Source organism: Streptomyces goshikiensis, from assembly GCF_014650555.1.
Taxonomy (GTDB): domain Bacteria; phylum Actinomycetota; class Actinomycetes; order Streptomycetales; family Streptomycetaceae; genus Streptomyces; species Streptomyces goshikiensis.
In genome coordinates, this window is sequence record NZ_BMVE01000004.1 from 340,905 (window position 1) to 362,171 (window position 21,267).

Consider the following 21,267-nt stretch of genomic DNA (forward strand, 5'->3'; position numbering starts at 1 on the left):
CCTGCGGCGAGGTGCGGTGAGGTGCGGTGGGGGTGGGTGCGGGCGTGCGGCGGTCAGCCCGCCGCGATCGCGTGCAGGGCCAGCCGGTACGAGCCGATGCCCAGCCCGGCGATGGTGCCGCCGGCGACGGCGGAGACCACCGAGTGGTGCCGGAACGGCTCGCGGGCGTGCGGCTGGGAGAGGTGGACCTCGATCAGCTGCGCCGTGCGCTGCGCCACCGCGTCCCGCACCGCGTACGAGTAGTGGGTGAACGCCGCCGGGTTCAGTACGACGGGCACCTCGCGGTCCGCCGCCTCGTGGAGCCAGCGCACCAGCTGGCCCTCGTCGTCGGTCTGGCGCACGTCCACGTCGAGCCCGAGTTCCCTGCCCAGGGTCCGGCACTCCTCGACGAGTCCCGCGTACGTGGTGGTCCCGTAGATCCCCGGTTCGCGCGAGCCGAGGCGGCCCAGGTTGGGGCCGTTGAGGACCAGTACCGGCCGGGGATCCGGGGCGGCTGCGCCGGTGTGCGGCAGGGCGATCGCCGCGTGGGCGGCCGCCAGCAGCTCGGGCGCCGGGTCCGCGAGGACGGCGGGCCGGCCGGTCCCGTCGAGGACGATGAAGCGGAGCGTGGCGCCGCGCGTCTTCTTGTCCAGCCGCATGGTGTCCAGCAGCGCCGCCCAGCGGTCGCCCCGGTAGCCGGTGGGCAGGCCCACCGAGCTCAGGACCTCGCGGTGGCGCCGCACCTCGTCGGCCGACAGCCGGCCGTCCAGACGGGCGAGTTCGGCGGCGAAGACCAGGCCCACCGCGACGGCCTCGCCGTGCCGCCAGGTGTAGCCCTCGTTCTTCTCGATGGCGTGCGCCAGGGTGTGGCCGTAGTTGAGGACCTCGCGCGGGCCGGCCTCCCTGAGGTCGCCCGAGACCACGTCGGCCTTGACCCGGACGGACCGCACGATCAGCTCGGCGAGGTGGGTCCCGGAGGGGGTGCGCGCGCCCGCCGGGTCGGCCTCGATCAGGTCGAGGATCACCGGGTCGGCGATGAAGCCCGCCTTGATGATCTCGGCGAGGCCGCTGACGTGGTCGTCCTCGGGCAGCGTGTCCAGCGCCGCGAGGTCGCAGAGCACCCCGGCCGGCGGGTGGAAGGCGCCGACGAGGTTCTTGCCCTCGGCGGTGTTGATGCCGGTCTTCCCGCCGACCGCCGCGTCCACCATGGCCAGCACGGTCGTCGGGACGGCGATCCAGCGCACCCCGCGCAGCCAGGACGCCGCGACGAAGCCCGCCAGGTCGGTGGTCGCCCCGCCGCCCACGCCGATCACCACGTCGGTACGGGTGAACCCGGCGCGGCCGAGCGCCTCCCAGCAGTCCGCCGCCACCGCGGCGGTCTTCGCCGCCTCGGCGTCCGGGACCCGCAGGGCGAGCGTCTCGTAGCCGAGCTCCTCGGCCCGGGCGCGCAGCGCGTCGGCGGTGTCCGTCAGCGCCCGCGGGTGCAGGATCGCGACGCGGCGGGCGCGCGGCCCGATCAGCCGGTGCAGCCCGTCCCGGTCGGCGAGGACTCCCCGGCCGACCAGCACCTCGTAGGGCTCGGTGCCCGGGCCGGCGCCGACCCGGACGCGTGTCGTGCTCCGCTGCCCGGTGGGGCCGCTCATGCCGTCACTCCTCCTTCGGTGTCCACTGCCACGGCCGCCGCGACGGTCCGTGCGACCTGCTCGGGGGTGCGCCCGTCCGTCCGTACGACGAACCGCGCGACCTCCAGGTACAGCGCGCGGCGCTCGTCCTGGAGCTCCTGCCAGCGCCGCTCGGGGTCCGCCGCCAGCAGCGGGCGGCCGGTGTCCGAGCCGATCCGCCGCATGGCCTCCGCGAGGTCCACGTCGAGGAAGATCACCGGCAGCCCGGCCAGCAGGGCGCGGCTGCCCCCGTGCCCGACGGCTCCGCCGCCGAGGGCGAGGACCCCCGGGAACCCGGCGACGGCGCGGGCCACCGCCTCGTGTTCCAGCTCGCGGAAGCGCGGCTCGCCGTCCTCGGTGACGATCTCGGCGACCGAGCGGCCGGTCCGGTGCACCACGTCCTGGTCGGTGTCGAGGAAGGGGACGCCGAGGCGTTCGGCGAGCAGCGCGCCCACCGTGGACTTGCCGACGCCCATCGGGCCGACCAGGACGATCAGCGGGCCTCGGTTCACCGGATGCGCAGGTGTTCGAGGTAGGAGCGGACGTTGCGGCGGGTCTCCCCGACCGAGTCGCCGCCGAACTTCTCGATCACGGCGTCGGCCAGTACGAGGGCGACCATGGCCTCGGCGACGATGCCGGCGGCCGGGACGGCGCAGACGTCGGAGCGCTGGTGGTGGGCGGCAGCCGCCTCGCCGGTCACGACGTCCACGGTCGCGAGGGCCTTCGGCACGGTCGCGATGGGCTTCATCGCGGCCCGCACGCGCAGCAGTTCACCGGTGGTCAGACCGCCCTCGGTACCGCCGGAGCGGCCGGAGGTCCGCCGGATCCCCTCGGGGGTGGAGACGATCTCGTCATGCGCCCGCGAACCGGGGACGCGGGCCAGCCCGAAGCCGTCGCCGACCTCGACGCCCTTGATCGCCTGGATGCCCATCAGCGCAGCGGCCAGCCGGGCGTCCAGTCGCCGGTCCCAGTGGACGTGCGAGCCGAGGCCGACGGGGAGTCCGTACGCCAGCACCTCCACCACGCCGCCGAGGGTGTCGCCGTCCTTGTGGGCCTGGTCGATCTCCGCGACCATCGCCTTCGACGCGTCGGCGTCCAGGCAGCGCACCGGATCCGCATCCAGGGCCTCCACATCGGCGGGGGTGGGGTAGACGCCGTACGGGGCCTTCGCGGCGGCCAGCTCGACCACGTGCGAGACGATCTCGACGCCCGCGACCTCCTTCAGGAAGGACCGGGCCACCGCGCCCAGGGCCACCCGGGCCGCGGTCTCGCGGGCGCTGGCGCGCTCCAGGACCGGGCGGGCCTCGTCGAAGCCGTACTTCTGCATCCCGGCGAGGTCGGCGTGACCGGGTCGCGGGCGCGTCAGCGGGGCGTTGCGGCCGGTGTCCTTGAGCAGCGAGGGGTCGACCGGGTCGGCCGACATCACGGTCTCCCACTTCGGCCACTCGCTGTTGCCCACGGTGACCGCGACGGGGGAGCCGAGGGAGAGCCCGTGCCGGACCCCGCCCTGGAAGGTGACGACGTCCTGCTCGAACTTCATCCGGGCACCGCGGCCGTAGCCGAGCCGGCGCCGGGCCAGGTGGCCGGCCACCAGCTCGGTGGTGACCGGGACCCCGGCCGGAAGCCCCTCCAGGACGGCGACCAGCGCCGGCCCGTGGGACTCTCCGGCGGTCAGCCAACGCAACCTGCTCAGCACTTCGCACAGCTCCTTGTCGTCAGTCGTTCTCGTCGGCGCACAGCAGCAGCACCTGCTCCGCGAGCTCCTTGTCGGAGCCGGAGCCGGAGCCGGAGCCGGTCCGGGAGCCGGCCAGGGAGATCCGGACGCCCAGCGCCGCGGACTCGTGGGCGGCGGTGGCGGTCAGCGTGGCCAGCGCTGCCGAGTAACCGGCGTACGCACCCGGGCCGATGAGCCGCTCGGTGCACGCCGTGGCGCGGACGGTGTTCACGATGACGCCGCGGCCGAGCGCCGTCATCGGGGCGAGCTCGTGCCGCATCGCCGTGAACAGGCCGGTGAGGTGGGCGGCGAAGGCCGCCGCCCAGTCGACCTCGACGCGCCCGGTCCCGGTCTCGGTGCCGTTGCCGGGGTCCCGCGGACCGGTGACGCTCGCGTCGTTGAACACGAAGTCCGGGACGCCGAACCGCTCCACCGCCGCCGCCACCATCCGGGCGGCGGCGTCCGAGCCGTCGCGCACCACGTCCGCCACGACGGAAGCCGCCTGCCCGCCCGCGTCACGGACCAGCAGGGCCGTCCCGGCCAGCCGCTCGCCGTCCGGTCCGGCGACGAGCACGGCCGCGCCCTCGCGGGCGAACGCGAGCGCCGTGGCCCGGCTGACGCCGTCACCGGGGCCGCAGACCAGCGCGACCCGGCCGGCGAAACGTCCGGTGGCCGTCACCGGAGCTTCTCGCCGTGCAGCCAGGCGACCTTGTCGTACATCTCGCCGGCCGTCAGGCCCGACAGCATCGCGTTGCGTGCGCGCGCTTCCTCGCCCGCCGGGTGGTAGAGCTGACGCCCCATCTCCCGGGCCACCAGCTGGGTCCGCGCGGTGCGTTCGCGGCGCTCCGCCCCGTACTTCTCCAGGCGCTGTACGAAGTCCTCCGCGGCGCAGTCCAGCGCGTCGGCGATCACCACCGCGTCCTCCAGGGCCTGGCAGGCGCCCTGCGCCGCGTACTGGAGCATCGGGTGCGCGGCGTCGCCCAGGAGCGCCACCCGGCCGTCCGTCCACACGTCGACCGGGTCGCGGTCGCACAGCACCCAGGCCTTCCAGTCCCGGCCGAGCTCCAGCAGCCGCCGGGCGGTGTCGCCCAGCTCCGGGAACTCGTCCAGCACGTGCGCGCGGGCGGCCGGCCGGCCGACGACGGCCTCCCGCGCCGCGTCGTCGCGGGTCGCGGCCAGGTTCAGGAACGCGCCGCCGCCGATCGGGTAGTGGACGAAGTGCCACTTGGGCCCCGCCCACAGCGTCACGGTGTTCCACCGCAGCTCCTGGGGCACCAGCTCCATCGGGATCACCGAGCGGTAGATGGTGTGCCCGGAGACCCGCGGCTCGCCGTCGCGGACCAGCCTGCGGCGTACGGCCGAGCGGATGCCGTCGGCGCCGATGAGCGCGTCGCCGGTGATCCGCTCACCGCTCGCGAGGACGGCGCTCACCCGGTCCGGGCCGCGGCCGCCGTTCTCGTACGAGACGACCGGGCTGGTCCCGCGCAGCCGGATCAGCGGGTGGGCGCGGCAGCCCTCCAGCAGCGGCTCGTACACGTCGGAGCGCTGTACGACGGCGTACGGGTTGCCGAACCGGGCGCGGTATTCGCCGGTCAGCGGCATGGAGGCGACGCGCTCGCCGGTGGTGCCGTCCATGAAGCGCAGTTCGTCGATGTACACGGCCCGGGAGCGGACCTGGGCGCCGACGCCGAGCAGGTCGAGGGCGTGGAAGGCGTTGGGGCCGAGCTGGATGCCGGCGCCGAGTTCGGTGAAGTCGTTCCGGCGTTCCAGGACGGTCACCCGGTGGCCGTGACCGGCGATGCCGAGGGCCGCCGCGAGTCCGCCGATGCCGCCACCGGCGATGAGTATGTTCGCCATCGTGGTTCAGATCCCTTGTGGTGTCGCGGCGCCGGGGAAGAGCCGGCGCAGTTCGTCGTGGAAGCCGGGGAAGGTCTTGGCCACGCAGGCCGGGTCGTCGAGAGTGATGCCTCCGGTGCGCAGGCCGAGGACGGAGAAGGCCATCGCGATCCGGTGGTCGCGGTGGCAGGCGATCTCGGCGGGCCGGGGGGCGCCGGGGTGGACGGTGATCCGCTCCGGGCCCTCCTCGGTGTGGATGCCGAGGGCGCGCAGGTTGCGGGCGACGGCCCCGATCCGGTCGGACTCCTTGAGGCGGGCGTGCCCGATGCCGGTGACGGTGACGGGGCCGTCCGCGAGCGGGGCGATGGCCGCGAGCGTCATGAAGGTGTCGGAGATGTTGCCCATGTCCACGTCGAAGCCGCCGGTGAGGCGCCCGTCGGGGCGGCCGGTGACGGTGGTCGCGGATGCGGTGATCTCCACCTCGGCTCCGGTGCGGCGCAGTACCTCGACGAAGCCGAGGTCGCCCTGGGAGCTGCCGGTGCCGAGGCCGGGGACGGTGACGCTGCGCCCGGTGACGGCGGCCGCCGCGAAGAAGTAGGAGGCGGTGGAGGCGTCGGGCTCGATGGTGAGGTCGGCGGCGGTGTAGCCGCCGGGGTACACGGTGATGGCGCCGTCGCCGTGTTCCTCGGTGAGGGCCCCGAAGTGGCGCATCAGGGCGAGCGTCATGTCGATGTACGGGCGGCTGACCAGGCTCCGGGCGCGGACGGTCAGCGGGGCGCTCATCAGGGGGGCCGACAGCAGCAGTCCGGTGAGGTACTGGCTGCTGAAGGAGGAGTCGAGGGTGATGTCCCCGCCGGTCAGCCCGTCGGCGGTGACGGTGAGCGGCAGCGCGCCGCCGGGTCCGGTGCTCACCTCGGCGCCCAGGGCGGTCAGGGCGTCGGCGAGGGGGCGCAGCGGGCGGGCGCGGAGCTGGTCGGTGCCGTCGAAGACGAACCGGCCCTTGCCGGTGGCGGCGAACGGCGGCAGGAAGCGGGCGGCGGTGCCGGCGTCGGCGCACCACACGCGGGCGTCGGCGCCGGCGTCGTCGGCATCGGTGGCGTTGGTGGCGGCGACGGGGCCGCGGCCGGTGCCGGTGACCTCCCAGGCGTCGCCGGTCTCGGTGATGCGGACGCCGAGGCCGGTGAGCGCGGTGCGGAAGGCGAGGGTGTCGTCGCTGACCAGGGGCGCCCGCAGCCGGGTGACCCCGGTGGCCGCGGCGGCCAGCAGCAGGGCCCGGTTGGTGATGCTCTTGGAGCCGGGCACCCGCGCGGTCAGCGGGGCGAGGCCGTCGGTCCTTTGCGAGGGGGTGCGCACGGCGTGGTGCTCCTTGGTGGGAGGGGGGGATGTACGGGTGGTGGTGGGAGCGGCGATGACCACCCTGCAACGGGCCGCCCGGCGGCGGGCAGCGCCCGCCGGGCACTTCGTCAGGTGCCCGGCACTGCGTCACAACGCCCGGCCGCCCCGAGCCCGAGCCCGAACCCGAGCCCGGCCCGCCCGCCCCGCCCGCCGGGCCCCGGCGCGGGCGGCGGCGGGCGGGGCCCGGCGGATCAGGACGCGGCGCCGGCCGGCGAGAGGGCCAGGCCCAGGCCGGACAGCCCGGGCCGGGTGAAGAGGCCCTCGACGGTGGCCTCCACGTCGAAGAGGGTGCGCTGGACGGGAGGACGGCCGATGAGCTCCGCCGCGCGGGCCGGCAGCGGCGCGGCGGCGGCCTCGGCGGACTCCCACAGGAGCACCGCGCCCCACCGCTCGGTCTCCGGGTCGGCGATCCAGAACTTCAGCCGCAGGCCCTCGATCCCGGCGAACCGGTCGACGGCCTCGTCCCGCAGGAACGCGCGCAGCGACTCGATGCTCTGGCCCGATCCCGCCAGGTCCCACCAGACGACGGCGGCCTTCACCGGGCACGCTCCCGGAGCAGCCCGGTGAGGGCCTCCCCGACGATGCGCGGGCCGTCCTCGGTGAGGACCGCCTCCGGGTGGAACTGCATGGAGCGGAAGCCCCAGCCGCGCAGGGCGTGCACCTCGCCGGTCTCCGGGTCCCGGCTGATCTCGATCACGCCGACGTCGCTGTCGGCCTTCTCGCTGTCGCTGCGCGAGGCGAACGTGTTGTAGAAGCCGACGCGTTCGCGCCGCCCGAACAGGTCGATCTCGCGCTGCACGCCCTGGTTGGGCTGTTCGCGGCGGACCAGTTCGAGGCCGAGCCGCGCGCTGAGCACCTGGTGGCTCAGGCAGACGGCCAGGAAGGGCCGTTCCTGCCGGAGCAGGGTGTCGACGGCCTCCCGCAGGTGCGCGATCTTCGGGTGGTCGCAGTCGCGCGGATCGCCGGGGCCGGGGCCCATGACGACGAGGTCGTAAGGCTCGAAGGCGTACGGCTCGTCGAAGCGGCGGACGGTCACCTCCGCGCCGAAGGAGCGCAGCAGGTGCTCGATCATCGCGGTGAAGGTGTCCTCGGCGTCGACGATGAGCACCTTGCGGCCGACGAGTCCGGGCAGCGGGTCCTCCCGGGTGGCGTCGTCGGCCAGCCAGAACGCGGAGATGGTCTCGTTGCGCTTGCCGAGCGCGGCGCGGACGCCGGGGTGGTCGGCGAACCGGGCCGGGCCGCTCTCGCCGAGGACGGCCAGCAGGCCGGCCGCCTTGGCGCGGGTCTCGGCGACCTCGGAGAGCGGGTCGGAGTTGCGGACCAGGGTGGCGCCCACGCCGATCTCCATGCGGCCGCCGGAGTCGATGTCGGCGGTGCGGATGAGGATCGCGGAGTCCAGGGTGCGCTCCCCCTCGCCGTCCTGGCCGATGAGCGCGAGCACGCCGCTGTAGTAGCCGCGGCCGCCGGGCTCGTACCGCTTGATCACCTGGCTGGCGCTCTCCAGCGGGGAGCCGGTGACCGTCGGCGCGAACAGGGTCTCGTGCAGGACCTCGCGCGGGTCGCGGTCGGTGCGGCCCTCGATGAAGTACTCGGTGTGCGCGAGGCGGGCCATCTCCTTGAGGTAGGGGCCGACGACGCGGCCGCCGCTCTCGCAGATCCGGGCCATCATCTTCAGTTCCTCGTCGACGACCATGTACAGCTCGTCGCACTCCTTGGTGTCGGCGAGGAAGTCGAGGACGCCGGAGAGGGTGGGGCCGGAGGCCGGGTAGCGGTAGGTGCCGCTGATGGGGTTCATCACGGCCCGGCCGCGGGTGACGCTGACGTGCCGCTCGGGGGAGGCGCCGACGAGGGTGCGCTCGCCGGTGTGGACGATGAACGTCCAGTACGCGCCCTGCTCCCGCTCCAGGAGGCGGCGGAAGAAGCGCAGCGCCGAGTCCACGCCGTAGTCGGAGATGTCGGCGACGAAGGAGCGCTTCATGACGAAGTTGGCGCCCGCGCCGGTGCCGATCTCGTCGGCGATGACCTTGCGGACGGTGGCCGCGTAGGCCTCGTCGTCGATGTCGAAGCCGCCGCCCGGCTCCAGGTGCACGGGCGCGTTGGGGATCCGCCACAGCACCTCGGCCAGCGGCAGGGTCCGCTGCTCGGCGATGGTCATCGCGAGCAGCGGGGCCCCGTCGTCGGGTGCCTCGTAGCCGCGTTCGGCGATCTGCCGGTACGGCACGAGGGCCAGTACGTCCTGACGGGCGCGGCCGTCGGCGGCCGGGCCGGTGCGCTGCGGGAGCGGGATGCCGGCCAGCGTGGGGACTTCGGCGATCTCGCCTACGTACAGGTCGATCTGGTCGGCGCCGGTGCTCTCGGGCCGGTGCACGAGGGCGAAGGCCCCGGGCAGCTCGCCCAGCACCCTGCCCAGCAGGTCGTCCGTCATGAGCGCTCCTTCGCGCCGTCCGCGGCCGTCCCGGGTTCCGGGAGGGCGCCGAGCAGCGCCTTGGTGGAGGTGAGGGTCGCGCAGCGGGCCGCCGCGTACTCAAGGGCCATGCGGTGGTCGGCCCAGCTGAAGTCGGCGATGGCATCGCCGACGAGAAAGGTCCGGATGTCGTTGCTGAAGGCGTCCACGCAGGTCATCAGCACGCCGACGTGCGCGTACACGCCGATGACGATCAGCTGGTCGCGCCCGGCGGCCCGCATGCGTTCCAGCAGGTCGGTGTGGTGGAAGGCGCTGTAGCGCCACTTGGTGAACACCCAGTCGCCCTCGGCGGGCGCCACCGGTGCCACGACCCGGCGGTGTTCGGGGCTCGGCTTCATGCCGGGGCCCCAGAAGTCCTTCAGCAGCCCGCGCTGGCGCGGGGTCATGCCGCCGGGCTGCGCGGTGTAGGCGACCGGGATGCCGAGGGCGGCGCAGCGGTCGCGGAGCAGGGCGGCGTGCGCCACCAGGTCGGTGACGGGCTGTTCGCCCGCCGGGAAGGGTGCGAGGAAGAACTCCTGCATGTCGTGCAGGAGCAGGACCGCGCGGTCCGGGTCGACCGTCCAGTTCGCCGGCCCGGTGGGCAGGTCGCCCTCGGCCGGCATCGGATACGCGTCGATCGCGGGGATGTACCTGGGGGGTGTTCCGGATTCAGACACCGAGCGCCGCACCGCCGTCCACTGTGAGGTCGTGCATCGTGATGTGCGAGGCCTCGTCGGAGAGCAGGAAGACGACGGCGTCGGCGACGTCCTGCGGCTGGGCCAGCTTGCCCAGCGGGATCCCGACCCGGAAGGTCTCGGGGTTGCCCTCGATGGAGACCCGCGCGTGGGAGTCGTCCTCCCACATCGAGGTCAGCATCGGGGTGTCGGTGGAGCCCGGCGCCACGAGGTTGGCGCGGATGCCGTACTTGGCGATCTCCAGGCCGAGGCACTTGGTGAACATGGTCGCGGCGGCCTTGGAGGCGGCGTACGCGGACATCTCGGCGCGGGCCGTGCCCGCGGCGTTGGAGGCGACGGTCACCAGGGCGCCGCTCTCGCGCGCCACCATGCGGTTGACGACGGCGCGCGACATGAAGAACACGCCGGTGGTGTTGACGGCGAAGGTGACGGCCCATTCCTCGTCGCTGAGGGAGCGGGCCGGGCCCATGCGCAGCACGCCGGCCGCGTTGACGAGGTAGTCGATGGGGCCGAGGGCGGATTCGACCTCGGCCACCACCTCGTCGACCTCGGTGCTGAGGGTGACGTCGGCGGGGAACGCGGTGACGTCCAGCCCGTCCTCGACGGCGGCCTTGGCGGCCTCGCGCAGCCGGTCGGCGTTCAGGTCGACCGCGGCGACCCGGACCCCGCGGGACGCGAGCGCGCGGACGACGGCCTCGCCGATGCCGCCGGCGGCGCCGGTGACCAGAGCGGTCTTTCCTTGCATGATCGTTCGATCCCTTCTCAGCCGCGCCAGGCGGAGGCGACCTCGACGGCCTGCTCCGGGTTGAGGCGCGGGTCGCAGAAACTGGTGTACTTCTCGCCCAGTTCGCCGACCCGTGAGGCGTTCGCGACGCATTCGTGCACCGGGTCGGGGGTGGTCTCCAGGTGCAGTCCGGCGGCGACGCCGCCGTTGTCGTTGACGGAGGCCTGGAACTCCTCGACCTCGCGGACGACGGTCTCGATGAACCGGGTCTTGTAGCCGCCCGCGCTCACCGTGTTGCCGTGCATCGGGTCGCACATCCAGATCACCGGGTATCCGGCGTCGCTCACCGCGCGGGCCAGCCCCGGCAGCCGCTCGGCGGCCGTTCCGGCGCCCATGCGGGAGATCAGCGTCAGCCGGCCCGGCTCCCGCTGCGGGTCGAGCCGCTCGCACAGGGCCAGCAGCTGCTCGGGGGTGGTCTTCGGGCCGACCTTGGTGGCGACCGGGTTGGCCAGCTCGGCGAAGAACGCGACGTGCGCGCCGTCGAGCTCGCGGGTGCGCTCGCCGATCCACGGCCAGTGCGTCGAGGTCAGCAGGGTGCTGCCGTCGGGTTCGGTGCGCAGCATCGGGCCCTCGTAGTCGAGCAGCAGGGCCTCGTGGCTGGTCCACACGGGCGGCTCGGCGGCGCTGCGGGCCGAGGTGCCGTACCAGCCGAGCAGCTCCATGATGTCGCGGGCCGCGCGGTAGCCCTCGTAGAGCCGGCCCGGGTCGGGGCGGCGCAGGACGGGGTCGGGCTCGGGGCTGTTGACCATGTGGCCCCGGTAGACCGGCAGTTCCACGCCGGCCACGATCTCGGTCGGGCTGGAGCGCGGCTTGCCGAACTGGCCGGCGAGCCGGCCCACGCGCAGCACGGGCTTGAAGGAACGGGACTTCATGACGGCCGCGAGCGAATCCAGGAGCGCGGCCTTGCGCGCCACGTGGCCCCGGGTGGATTCGGCGGGGTCCTCGGCGCAGTCCCCGCTCTGGACGATCTGGACGTCCCCGGCGGCGGCCTGGGCGAGCAGGGCGCGCAGGGCGCGCACGTCCTCGCCGCGGACGAGGGCGGGAGCGGCCGAGAGTGAGCCGCGTACGTCGTCCAGACTGGCCTGATCGGGCCAGTGCGGCTGCTGGCCCGCGGCTAGCGATCTCCAGAGTGCGTTGTCGTGCACGTGGTACCTCCCGATGCGAACCTGCCGACGTGGATGCACGAGGAGTCTGGGAAGCGGCCGGAGCGGCGAACCACCGGCGGCGCGCCACTTCGTCAGGTGGGGGTCACTTGGTCAAGTCACGTTCAGTGGCGTGAAAATGCGGTGGAATCCCTCGGAGAGCGTATGAATTGGGCCGACCTGACAAGGACCCGTTCGTATTCTGTTCATGATTGAAACGCCCTCCTACGCTCGCGGCATGCTGAGTCAACCGGCCGTCAGGCTGCTCAAGCGGCTTGCTTCCGAAGGGGTTTCGCCCTGGCTGGTCGCGGCCACCGGGGAGGAATTCCTTCCGGATCGCCCGTCCCATTCCGCGACGACGGAACTCCTGCACGGCGCCGTGGCGCCCGTTCTCGATCCGGGCACCGTCCGCCGGGCGTGCGACGCGTTGTGGAATGCCTTCGTGGAAAGCGGCGGCGGGGAGGGCCGGGTTTCCGTTCCGGTCGATCCCTGGCTCGTGCACGACGCGGAGTCCCTGGTGTCGGCCGCGCGTTCCGTTCACGACGAGGTGGGGCGCCCGAATCTGCTCGTACGCATTCCGGCGACCCGCGCCGGGCTCGTCGCACTGGAGGAATGCCTCTCCCTGGGCATCAGCGTGGACGCGGACCTGATTTTCAGCGCGGAGCGGTACGAGCAGGTGCTCGCGGCCTATCTGTCCGGGATGGAGCGGGCGCTCTCGCGGGGCCTGCGGCTCCGGCGGATCTCGGCCGTGACCTCGGTGCCGGTCGGGATGCTCGACGCGGAGGTCAACTCCCGGCTCGCGGCCCTGCCGCTGCGGGGCGCGGCGGTCGCCGGGGCCCGCGACACGGCCGCGCTGGCGGTGGCCCGGCTGCTGTACCGGGCACGCGAGAAGCGGCTCGAAGGCGAGTGGTGGCGGGTCCTGCGGGCGGCCGGGGCGACGCCGCCGGGGCTGCTGTGGACCGAGGTGCGGCCCCGGCACGTCAGCTCGCTGGTGGGGTGGAACACGGGGCTGGCCGCCACCCGGAAGGTCCTGGAGGCGGCTGCCGCGACCGAGCAGCTGCGCGGGGACACCCTGCTGAACGCGCACGCGGAAGCCCACCGGGCGCTGGACGCGCTCGACGGGCTGGGGATCCGGATCGGCGAGGTGGCCCTGGAGCTGGAGGCGGGCGAACTGGACCGCCTCCAGCGGGCCTGGACCCTGCGGTCCTGACCGGGCGGGGCCCCGGGCCGGTCAGGACCCGACCGGTCAGGACCCCGGGCCGGTCAGGCCTCGGCCTTCGCCGGCTGCTGCGTGCGGCGGCGGCCGGGGAAGGGGCCGCCGGTCAGGGAGAGCAGGGCGCCGGCCTTGACGGCGGTCTCCTCGAACTCGGCCTCGGCGTCGGAGAGGGCGATGACGGCCCCGCCCACGCCGTAGCGGACCTTGTCCTCGGTGACGAGGGCGGTACGGATGACGATGCTGAGGTCGGCCGCCCCGGAGAGCGAGAAGTAGCCGATGGCCCCGGAGTAGACCCCGCGCGGCCCCCCTTCGAGCCGGTCGATGATCCGCATCGTCCGCTCCTTGGGCGCGCCCGTCATGGACCCGCCGGGGAAGGCGGCCCGTACGCAGTCGACGGCGCCCAGGCCGGCGCGCAGCCGGGCCCGTACGGTGCTCACCAGCTGGTGGGCGTGGGCGTTGGTCTCGACGCGGAAGACGTCCGTGGCCTCGACGGAGCCGGGCTCGGCGCAGCGCCCGAGGTCGTTGCGGACCAGGTCGACGATCATCAGGTTCTCGGCGTGGTCCTTCTCGTCGGTGAGCAGGTCCGCGACGAGGGCCTCGTCCTCGGCGGGGGTGGCGCCGCGCGGCCGGGTGCCCTTGATGGGCCTGGACTCGACGAGCCCGTCGCGGCCGACGCGCAGGAACCGCTCGGGCGAGGTGCTCAGCACGCCGAGGCCGTCGAACTGGAGCAGGGCGCCGAAGGGGGCCGGGCTGGTGCGGCGCAGGTGCAGGTAGCCGGCCCACGGGTCCATGCGGCCGCGGACCTCGGCCAGGTTGGTGAGGCAGACCTCGTAGGTCTCGCCGGCCGCGATCTCCTCCTGGCAGGCGTCGACGAGCCGCAGGTACGCGTCGCGGTCGTGGCGCAGCCGGATCTCGCCGGGCAGGACGGGGGCGGCCGCCGGCGGGGTGGCGGCGGGGCGGGGCCGGGGGAGGCCGGAGAGGTGCTCCAGCCCGGCGGCCATGGCGGTCAGCCGGTCGCGGGCGGCGGCCTCCGAGGCGGGGCCGGCGGGGCCGGCGGGGCCGGCGTCGGGGCCGGCGTCGGGGCCGGCGTCGTCGGCGGACCGCTCGGCCAGTGCCAGCAGGTAGCTGGTCCCGGTGGCGTGGTCGAGGACGAGGGCCCGATCGGCGAAGACCATCGCCGCGTCGGGGTCCTCGGACTGGTGGGCGAGCTCGCCGCCGCACTCGGCCTTCAGCTCGTAGCCGAGGTAGCCGGTCCAGCCGAGCGCGAAGTCGAAGGGCAGCTCGGGGACCTCGGTGTCGAGGGAGCGCAGGTCCTGGTCGATCCAGTCGAGGAAGGGGCCCGCGCTGATCTCGGTGCCGGTCGCCGAGTCCACCCGGACGGTGCCGCTCCACACGTCGGCGCGGGCCACCCGGGCGAGCGGGCCCGTCGCGTCGCCCATCACCGAGAAGCGGCCGTCGCCGGAGTCGGGGCGGCTGCTGTCGAGCCAGAAGGCGTACGGGTTGCCGCGGAAGAGACGGTCGTAGGCGGCCTCGTCGTCCCAGCGGGTGGGCAGCTCCTCGACGAGGACCCGGAGCCGGCGCGCGCCGGAGGGCAGCCCGACCCGCACGTCGTCCCGTACGCCCGGACGTACGCCGACGGGTGCGGCGGCGGCCACCGGCGCGGCCGGCGCCGCCGGAGCGGCCGGCGCCGCCGGGGTCACCGGGGCGGCGCGGCGGCGGGACGGGCGCCGCAGGCGGCCGCTCAGCTCGGCGAAGTTCCGCAGCAGGGCCACGCCGTGCCGCGCGCTGATCGACTCGGGGTGGAACTGCACGCCCCACATCGGCCGGTCCCGGTGGCGCAAACCCATCAGTACCCCGTCCGGGGTCCAGGCCGTGGCCTCCAGCTCGGCGGGCAGATCGCTCACCGCGAGCGAGTGGTAGCGGACCACCTCCAGCGGAGACGGAATCCCGCTGAACAGGCCCTCTCCGTCGTGCAATACCGGCGAGATCCGGCCATGCATCGGCTCCGGCGTGCGCCCCACCCGGGCGCCGTGGAGCAGGCCGATCGCCTGGTGCCCGAGGCAGATCCCGAGCAGCGGCAGCCCGCCGTGCTCGATGACCTCCCGGGAGATCCCGAGGTCGGCGTCGCGCGCGGGGGTCCCCGGCCCCGGCGAGACGATGACGCTGTCGAACTCCGCCAGCCGGCGCGGCGTCCAGAGCGGGTCGTCGTTGCTGACGACCTCGGGCTCGCGGCCGCCCGCCTCGGTGATCTGGTGGAAGAGGTTGTAGGTGAAAGAGTCGTGGTTGTCGATCAGAAGCGTGCGCATGAATCCCCCCTGGTTGACGCGCGTCCGCTACCGCCCGCGGGCGGGCCGGATCTCGATCAGCATGTGCTCGACCATGTCCTGTCCGTACTCGCCCTCGCGCACCCGCTCGCTGCGCAGCGTCCGCAGCTCGCGGCCGGTCTCGTCGGCGATCCGGTGCAGCGCGGGCAGGTCGCCGCGGTCGCTGAAGTGCAGCAGCGCCGAACCGGTGGGCGTCAGCCAGTGCGGGGCCTGCTCCAGGTAGCGGCGGTGGGCGCGGTAGCCGGTGTCGACGTAGGCGCGCTCGTGGACCGACTCGTACTCGTACGAGTCGGGTGCCATCACGTAGTTGGAGCTCCAGAAGACGGTGTCGAACCGATCGTTCTCGGCCAGGCCGGAGAACAGATCGCTGTGGACCGCGCTGAGCCGGTCGCCCACCCCGTGGCGCTCGGCGTTGACGGCCGTGTTCTCCACCGCGCGGGGGCTGATGTCGGATCCGACCACCCGATCAAATCCGGCCAGTGCCGCCATTACCGTGGTAACTCCCGAGCCACAGCCGATTTCCAGGAAAGAACCGGCAGGCCGCGCGGTGGTGGGCTCGTTCAGTCCGAGGAATTCCAGCGCGATACCGGTGGACGGGGAGAATACGGGCGCGAACACCTCATCCAGCAGATCCCACTCCCGTCCGCACATCGTGAAGAGCTTCGGCCGGTCGGGCCGCGTCAAGGACATACGGCTGCGGTGGATGGATCGTTCGAAACTCTGGACCTGCGTCATCGGACCCCCGTCACAAACGTCGGTGCGGCGTCCGAAACCGGCGCCGCCCCAAAGGTTTAACGCGGGAAGGCCTTCCGCCAGAAGGTGGTCCGGCAACAGCATCGGTCACAGCGGGTGGTGCCCCAGGCACACTCCGCCCCAACTGACCTGCCAGTCTTCCTTTTGCGGATTGTTGACCTCCGCAGCAGGACCGCACTACGTTCGCGACGGGGGAATGACGGGATGTGCCTTGAGGGGGGCCGTTTGATGCCGGAAGGCCGAAAGCCATACGCCGAAGTGTCCGAAATGCTGGAGCTGCTGGCTCGGGAGGCGCACACGGAAGAGTTCGAGCGGCTGGTCCGCTCGGCTCGTGAAGCCGGCGCGGACGAGATCGAGATCGCCCGGCTGACCAGGGCGAAGGACCTTTCGCTGAGCATCCGGTCCCTGTTCGCCCGCCGCCAGCAGCGCGAGGCCGGGCTGAGCGCGCTGGTCGACACCGCCCGGGACCTGACCCTCCCGTACAACCTGGACACCCTGCTCAAGGTGATCACCCGGCGGGCCCGGCTGCTGCTGGGGCTCGACATGTCCTGGGTGACGTTCCACGCCTTCGACGAGGGCGTCTCGTACGTCCGCGCCGCCGACGGCCACACCTCCGCGATCACCGTGGGTTTCGGCGTCCCGATGGGCGGCGGCGTCGGCCGGCAGGCCCAGCAGCGCTCCGCGCCGTTCTGGACGGCCGACTACCTCCGGGACGAGAGCTTCCTCCACTCCGAGCCCATCGACGACGTGGTGCGCGCCGAGGGCCTGCACGCCCTGATGGCGATCCCGCTGCGCCAGGAGGACACCGAGCTCGGCAACCTGTACGTCGCCGGTCGCGGCATCCGGCACTTCGACCCCGACGAGCTCTCGCTGATGAGCTCGCTCGCCGACCTCGCCGCCGTGGCCATCGAGAAGACCCGGCTGCTGGACCAGGTCCGCAACGAGGTGGCCGGCCTGGAGCTCAACACCTCCCGGGCCATGAGCTCCTCCGCCGCCGAACACCATCTGCGCCGCGTCCACGGCGAGCTGATCGACGTGGTCCTGGAGGGCGGCGGGCTGCCCGCCCTCGCCGGCGAGGCGGCCGTCCTGCTCGGCGGGCCCGTGCTGATACGGGACCAGGCCGGCCGGGACCTCTACACCAGCGGCGAGTTCCCCGCCCTGGACGAGGCCGAGATCCGCGTCGCCAGCCTGGACGCCCACACCGAGCGCCGCCCGGTCACCTCGGCGGGCGGCGCCTGGATCGTCCCGGCCGTCGCCGGCCAGGAGATGCTCGGCACGCTGCTGCTCGCCCCGGGCGCGCGCACCGAGGCCAAGGCCGACGCCGCGTACTGGAACCAGCTCCTCGTGACGGTGGCCCAGGTCACCGCCCTGGTGCTGCTGATGCAGCGCAGCGCGGCCGCCGCCGAGGGCCAGGTGCGCGACGAACTCTTCAACGACCTGCTCAAGGGCAACGGTTCGGCCGCCAAACTCGCCGAACGCGCCCGGCGCCTCGGGGTCGACCTGAACGGCCCGCACGTGGTGATCGTCGCCCGCCCCGAGGGCGGCTCGCTGGGCCGGGCGGTCATCTGGGCGTCCTCGTACGCCCATCAGCTGTCGGGCCTCAAGAGCGTCGAGGGCGGCTGCATCGTCCTGATGCTGCCCGGAACCGACGCGGGCGCGGCGGCCCGCGCCGTCTCCGACGAGCTGTCGACGGCCCTGGGGCACCCGGTGACCGTGGGCACGGCCGGCCCGGTCAAGGACCTGACCGGCATCAGCGGCACGTACCAGGAGGCCCGCTGCTGCCTTGACGCCCTCACCGCGCTCGGCGGCACCGGCGGTACGGCCTCCCCGCGCGAGCTGGGGTTCCTCGGACTGCTGCTCTCCGACAGCCCCAACACGGGCCAGTTCATCAACAGCACCATCGGGCCCGTCCTGGAGTACGACGCCCAGCAGCGCACCGAGCTCGCCCGCACCCTGGAGGCGTACTTCGCCTCGGCCGGCAGCCCGACGCGCGCGGCCGAGAGCCTGCACGTGCACCCCAACACCGTCTCCCGGCGCCTGGAGCGGATCAGCGAACTCCTGGGCCCCGACTGGCTGGAACCCGCCCAGGCGCTGGAGGTGCAGCTGGCGCTCCAGATGCAGCGCACGCGCCGCGCGCTGCTCAGCCGGCGCCACGATCAGGCCGGCCACGCCATCGGCTGAGGCCGCTGGTCGCGGTACTCGCTGGACAGCGCGTGCGCGGCGGAGGCGAGCGTGGTGTGCCGGTGCCAGCCGCCGAAGGAGCGGCCCTCGAAGTCCACGATGCCGACGCGGGTCGCCACCTCCGCGAAGTCGGTCTCGACGCGGTGGGTGAGCTTCGCCAGGCGCAGCAGCGCGCCCCACGGCACGTCGGTCATGTCGGTGATCCAGCACTGCCGCGGCCAGCCGTTGGTGCCCGTCCACTCGCCGAGCAGCAGCAGCGGCCGCTGCACCCCCGGCAGCCGCACCTGGACGCCGGCGACCAGGCTCGTCCGGCTCGCCAGGCCCCCGGGGTCGGACCAGGTCACCGGGCGGCGCAGCGTCCGTACCATCCGCAGCAGCTGGTGCGCGGAGGTCGGGCGGCTGTCGTTGCCGAGGACGGCCGGGGTCGCGGGGGCCACCGCCGTGGTGCCCCGTACGGAGGCCAGGTACGGCAGCCGGGCGACGCCGAGGGAGCGGGCCAGGGCCGTCGGGCTGATGTCCGGGAGGTCGACGACGACCGGGCGCGGGCTGCCGCCGCCCGTCCAGGTCCGCACCTCGGCCAGGGCGCCGGTCACGCACTCCAGGGGGGTCGCGGCGAGGTGCGCGTCCTGCGGCAGCGGGGCGGGGCCGAGCCGGTCGGTGTCCCGCCAGTCCTCGCAGAGCATGAGCCGCCAGTTGACGGGGCTGCTCGTCTCCTCGTTGGCGGCCCACACCCCGAACGCCTCCTGGCTGTTGACGACCTGGCCGAGGCTGGGCACGAACCGGCGCGCGACGCCCACCGAGTGGCGGCCCGCCTTCGGTATGACCACCGGGTGCACCACCCAGGCCCGGGGGCGCAGCGAACGCTCCAGGTAGCGGGCGAGGGTGGCGCGCACGGGACCCCAGTCCCAGGTGGAGGACGAGATGAAGTGGTGCAGGCTCTGCTCGGCCGCGCGGTCTCCGACGTGGGTGGCGATGTTCCGCATGGACTTGCGGCCGCCCGCGGACAGCAGCCCGCGCAGGTACAGCTCGCCCTTGCGCCGCTGGTCGCTGCGCGGCAGCGGTGCGAAGATCTCCGCGCACAGCCGGCCGAGGGCGTCGTCCGGAACCCGGTGGCCGACCTGCTCCTCGTAGACGAGCTGCATCTCCATGTATCCCCCGTACGTCGTGCCGTCGCCCCGCTGTTTCCACGGGTCTCCACCGTGCTGTCCGGGGCGGTGGCTTGCCCAGGTGCGCCGGTCACACACCTGGGCGGACGAGCGGGCGTCCGGCCACCCGGACCCCCCGCGGGGAACGCGGGCCGGACCGCGCCGGGCGGTCCGTACGCCCCCGCCCGCCTGCGCGGACGCCCCGGAGAGTGGCCCCGGGCGGCCCGGCCGCCGGATCCGGCGCCGGGCGGTGGCGGGACCACACCCGCGGACCCCGCGGAGGGTGGCCCCGCCACCGCGCGGCAGGTCACGCGCACCCGCCCGCGGGGGCGGTCGCGGGTGGTCGTAGGTGGGGTGGGGGCTCGGGTGGGGGCTCGGGTGGGGCTAACCCCCGGCGCCCGTCTGGGGGCAGCCGGTTGGGCGGCTGACGACCACTCAACAACGATGTGGGCATGCCTACTTACCGCCGCAAGGCCGCTCTCCTCGCCCTGTCCGTCGTCTCCGTCGCCACGGCCCTCACCGGCGCCGGCGCCCCGCTCGCCCGGGCGGCGCCCGGCGCCCCGGCGTCCTCCCTGGAGTGGAAGCCGTGCGCCCGGCCCGGTGGCCCCGCCGCCCAGGAATGCGCCGAGCTCCCCGTACCGCTCGACTACGCGGACCCGGACGGCCCCCGGATCACGCTCGCCGTGTCCCGGCTGCGCAGCGACCGGCCCGCCGCGCGGCGCGGCACCCTGCTGGTGATCCCCGGCGGCCCGGGCGGCTCCGGCGTCCAGCGCCTGACCCAGAAGGGGAACGCCCTGTCCCGGGAGCTGGCGGGCGCCTACGACATCGTCGCCCTGGACCCGCGCGGCGTCGGCGGCTCCACCAAGGCGAGCTGCGGCCTGGACCCGGCGGACCGGTGGCTGGTCACCCTCCGCTCCTGGGCCGGCCCCGACGGGGAGACCGCAGAGAACGCCGCCCGGGCCCGCCGGATCGCCGACGCCTGCGCCCGCGAGGGGGGCCCGGTGCTGCGCAGCTTCACCACGGCCAACGAGGTCCGCGACATCGACCGCTTCCGGCAGGCGCTGGGCGAGCGGAAGCTGTCCGCGTGGGGCGTCTCGTACGGCACCTACGTGGGCGCCGTGTACGCGCAGACCTACCCCGACCGCACCGACCGCTGGGTCCTGGACAGCAGCGGCGACCCCGACCCGCGGCGCCTGGCCCGCGGCTGGCTCGCGAACATGTCCCAGGGCGCCGACGACCGCTTCCCGGACTTCGCGGCCTGGGCGGCCGACCCGGCCCGGGACGCCGAGGGCCTGCGCCTGGCCGAACACCCCGAACAGGTCGAGCCGCTGTTCCTGGAACTCGCCGCGCGACTGGACCGGGAGCCGAAGGAATCCGACGTCGCGGGCACCCCGCTGACCGGCAACGGGCTCCGCCAGGCGCTCCAGAACGCCCTCTACGGCGACGCCCTCTTCCCGGGGCTGGCCCGGCTGGTCCGCGCGGCCCAGGACCCGGCGGCCCGGCCGACGCTCCCGCCCGAGCTGGCCCGGCCGCTGCCGGACACCGACGCGGCCGTCATGGTCGGCGTGATCTGCAACGACGTGCGCTGGCCGCAGGGCGCCGCCGGGTACGAGGAGGCCGTCGCCGCGGACCGGGCCGCGCACCCCCTGACGGCGGGGATGCCGGTGAACGTCACCCCGTGCTCCTTCTGGAAGGACCGGCCGCGGGAGGAACCGACCCGGATCACCGACCGGGGCCCGTCCAACATCCTGATGATCCAGAACCTCCGGGACCCCTCCACCCCGTACTTCGGCGCGCTGAAGATGCGCCGTGCCCTCGGCGACCGCGCCCGCCTGGTCACCGTCGACCACGGCGGCCACGGCGTCTACCTCGCGGGCACCAACACCTGCGGCGACCGCGCCGTGACCCACTACCTGACCACAGGCACCCGCCCCCACCAGGACACCTACTGCGCCCCCTGACACCGGCGTAGGATCATCGGCAGGGGGACTTCCGTGAC

At 74.2% G+C, this 21,267-nt stretch carries 17 protein-coding genes and 1 pseudogene; 3 read left to right on the plus strand and 15 right to left on the minus strand.

Features of this window, described 5'->3' with window-relative positions; all coding sequences use genetic code 11:
• Positions 1 to 53: 53 nt before the first annotated feature.
• From aroQ to IE248_RS14950, 12 genes and pseudogenes are all read right to left on the minus strand, one after another.
• On the minus strand, positions 54 to 539 hold the full coding sequence (aroQ, locus tag IE248_RS37350) for a type II 3-dehydroquinate dehydratase (RefSeq protein ID WP_229895352.1): 486 nt from the start codon (positions 537 to 539) through the stop codon (positions 54 to 56).
• A pseudogene (aroB, locus tag IE248_RS14900) lies at positions 513 to 1,622 on the minus strand (3-dehydroquinate synthase); the annotation flags it as partial. The gene aroQ and the pseudogene aroB, both read right to left, overlap by 27 nt.
• Entirely contained in the window at positions 1,619 to 2,152 is a 534-nt protein-coding gene (locus IE248_RS14905) for a shikimate kinase (RefSeq protein ID WP_229895324.1), read from the minus strand. The pseudogene aroB and the gene IE248_RS14905, both read right to left, overlap by 4 nt.
• Positions 2,149 to 3,333 carry a chorismate synthase gene (gene aroC / locus IE248_RS14910; RefSeq protein WP_190031033.1) on the minus strand — a complete coding sequence of 395 codons (1,185 nt, stop codon included), beginning with the start codon at positions 3,331 to 3,333 and terminating at the stop codon, positions 2,149 to 2,151. The genes IE248_RS14905 and aroC overlap by 4 nt, the downstream gene beginning before the upstream one ends.
• A gap of 22 nt (positions 3,334 to 3,355) precedes the next feature.
• Positions 3,356 to 4,033 carry an SDR family NAD(P)-dependent oxidoreductase gene (locus IE248_RS14915; RefSeq protein WP_190030923.1) on the minus strand — a complete coding sequence of 226 codons (678 nt, stop codon included), beginning with the start codon at positions 4,031 to 4,033 and terminating at the stop codon, positions 3,356 to 3,358.
• Positions 4,030 to 5,211 (minus strand): 3-hydroxybenzoate 6-monooxygenase, encoded by a 1,182-nt coding sequence (locus tag IE248_RS14920; RefSeq protein ID WP_190030924.1) that lies wholly within the window; start codon positions 5,209 to 5,211, stop codon positions 4,030 to 4,032. The genes IE248_RS14915 and IE248_RS14920 overlap by 4 nt, the downstream gene beginning before the upstream one ends.
• A gap of 6 nt (positions 5,212 to 5,217) precedes the next feature.
• On the minus strand, positions 5,218 to 6,504 hold the full coding sequence (aroA, locus tag IE248_RS14925) for a 3-phosphoshikimate 1-carboxyvinyltransferase (RefSeq protein ID WP_190031034.1): 1,287 nt from the start codon (positions 6,502 to 6,504) through the stop codon (positions 5,218 to 5,220).
• 272 nt (positions 6,505 to 6,776) lie between these two features.
• On the minus strand, positions 6,777 to 7,124 hold the full coding sequence (locus IE248_RS14930; RefSeq protein ID WP_073797817.1) for a hypothetical protein: 348 nt from the start codon (positions 7,122 to 7,124) through the stop codon (positions 6,777 to 6,779).
• Positions 7,121 to 9,010, minus strand: a complete 1,890-nt coding sequence (locus tag IE248_RS14935; protein ID WP_073797818.1) for an anthranilate synthase family protein — start codon at positions 9,008 to 9,010, stop codon at positions 7,121 to 7,123. The genes IE248_RS14930 and IE248_RS14935 overlap by 4 nt, the downstream gene beginning before the upstream one ends.
• Positions 9,007 to 9,651, minus strand: a complete 645-nt coding sequence (locus IE248_RS14940) for an isochorismatase family protein (RefSeq protein WP_100581245.1) — start codon at positions 9,649 to 9,651, stop codon at positions 9,007 to 9,009. Before IE248_RS14940 ends, IE248_RS14935 begins: the two co-directional genes overlap by 4 nt.
• A 46-nt stretch (positions 9,652 to 9,697) precedes the next feature.
• The gene (locus IE248_RS14945) at positions 9,698 to 10,468 is read right to left on the minus strand and encodes a 2,3-dihydro-2,3-dihydroxybenzoate dehydrogenase (RefSeq protein WP_073797820.1); all 771 of its coding nucleotides are present in this window, start codon (positions 10,466 to 10,468) and stop codon (positions 9,698 to 9,700) included.
• A gap of 17 nt (positions 10,469 to 10,485) precedes the next feature.
• Entirely contained in the window at positions 10,486 to 11,652 is a 1,167-nt protein-coding gene (locus IE248_RS14950) for a 3-deoxy-7-phosphoheptulonate synthase (RefSeq protein WP_190030925.1), read from the minus strand.
• Positions 11,653 to 11,887: 235 nt separating this feature from the next.
• On the opposite strand from IE248_RS14950, the gene IE248_RS14955 reads away from it, so the two are divergent.
• The gene (locus IE248_RS14955) at positions 11,888 to 12,859 is read left to right on the plus strand and encodes a transaldolase family protein (protein WP_190030926.1); all 972 of its coding nucleotides are present in this window, start codon (positions 11,888 to 11,890) and stop codon (positions 12,857 to 12,859) included.
• 53 nt (positions 12,860 to 12,912) lie between these two features.
• On the opposite strand, the gene pabB is transcribed toward IE248_RS14955, so the two are convergent.
• Together pabB and IE248_RS14965 are read right to left on the minus strand one after the other, a co-directional pair.
• Positions 12,913 to 15,171, minus strand: a complete 2,259-nt coding sequence (gene pabB, locus IE248_RS14960) for an aminodeoxychorismate synthase component I (protein WP_190030927.1) — start codon at positions 15,169 to 15,171, stop codon at positions 12,913 to 12,915.
• Positions 15,172 to 15,198: 27 nt separating this feature from the next.
• Positions 15,199 to 15,879, minus strand: a complete 681-nt coding sequence (locus tag IE248_RS14965) for a methyltransferase domain-containing protein (RefSeq protein ID WP_229895325.1) — start codon at positions 15,877 to 15,879, stop codon at positions 15,199 to 15,201.
• Between the two features lie 330 nt (positions 15,880 to 16,209).
• Between IE248_RS14965 and IE248_RS14970 the strand changes: the two genes are divergently transcribed.
• Positions 16,210 to 18,123 carry a helix-turn-helix domain-containing protein gene (locus IE248_RS14970; RefSeq protein WP_037797910.1) on the plus strand — a complete coding sequence of 638 codons (1,914 nt, stop codon included), beginning with the start codon at positions 16,210 to 16,212 and terminating at the stop codon, positions 18,121 to 18,123.
• On the opposite strand, the gene IE248_RS14975 is transcribed toward IE248_RS14970, so the two are convergent.
• Positions 18,099 to 19,271 carry an IS701 family transposase gene (locus IE248_RS14975; RefSeq protein ID WP_229895326.1) on the minus strand — a complete coding sequence of 391 codons (1,173 nt, stop codon included), beginning with the start codon at positions 19,269 to 19,271 and terminating at the stop codon, positions 18,099 to 18,101. The genes IE248_RS14970 and IE248_RS14975 overlap by 25 nt on opposite strands.
• Positions 19,272 to 19,720: 449 nt before the next feature.
• Between IE248_RS14975 and IE248_RS14980 the strand changes: the two genes are divergently transcribed.
• A complete protein-coding gene (locus tag IE248_RS14980) occupies positions 19,721 to 21,229 on the plus strand; it encodes an alpha/beta hydrolase (RefSeq protein ID WP_190030929.1) in 1,509 nt (502 codons plus the stop codon).
• The last annotated feature ends 38 nt before the right edge of the window (positions 21,230 to 21,267 follow it).

Bases quoted from the DNA above. Each gene is read 5' to 3' on its own strand.
- IE248_RS14955 (WP_190030926.1), top strand. From the start codon at position 11,888: ATGCTGAGTCAACCGGCCGTCAGGCTGCTCAAGCGGCTTGCTTCCGAA.
- IE248_RS14975 (WP_229895326.1), bottom strand. From the start codon at position 19,271: ATGGAGATGCAGCTCGTCTACGAGGAGCAGGTCGGCCACCGGGTTCCG.
- IE248_RS14920 (WP_190030924.1), bottom strand. From the start codon at position 5,211: ATGGCGAACATACTCATCGCCGGTGGCGGCATCGGCGGACTCGCGGCG.
- IE248_RS14940 (WP_100581245.1), bottom strand. From the start codon at position 9,651: ATGCCGGCCGAGGGCGACCTGCCCACCGGGCCGGCGAACTGGACGGTC.
- IE248_RS14945 (WP_073797820.1), bottom strand. From the start codon at position 10,468: ATGCAAGGAAAGACCGCTCTGGTCACCGGCGCCGCCGGCGGCATCGGC.
- IE248_RS14965 (WP_229895325.1), bottom strand. From the start codon at position 15,879: ATGTCCTTGACGCGGCCCGACCGGCCGAAGCTCTTCACGATGTGCGGA.
- IE248_RS14970 (WP_037797910.1), top strand. From the start codon at position 16,210: ATGCTGGAGCTGCTGGCTCGGGAGGCGCACACGGAAGAGTTCGAGCGG.
- IE248_RS14935 (WP_073797818.1), bottom strand. From the start codon at position 9,010: ATGACGGACGACCTGCTGGGCAGGGTGCTGGGCGAGCTGCCCGGGGCC.
- IE248_RS14980 (WP_190030929.1), top strand. From the start codon at position 19,721: ATGCCTACTTACCGCCGCAAGGCCGCTCTCCTCGCCCTGTCCGTCGTC.
- pabB (WP_190030927.1), bottom strand. From the start codon at position 15,171: ATGCGCACGCTTCTGATCGACAACCACGACTCTTTCACCTACAACCTC.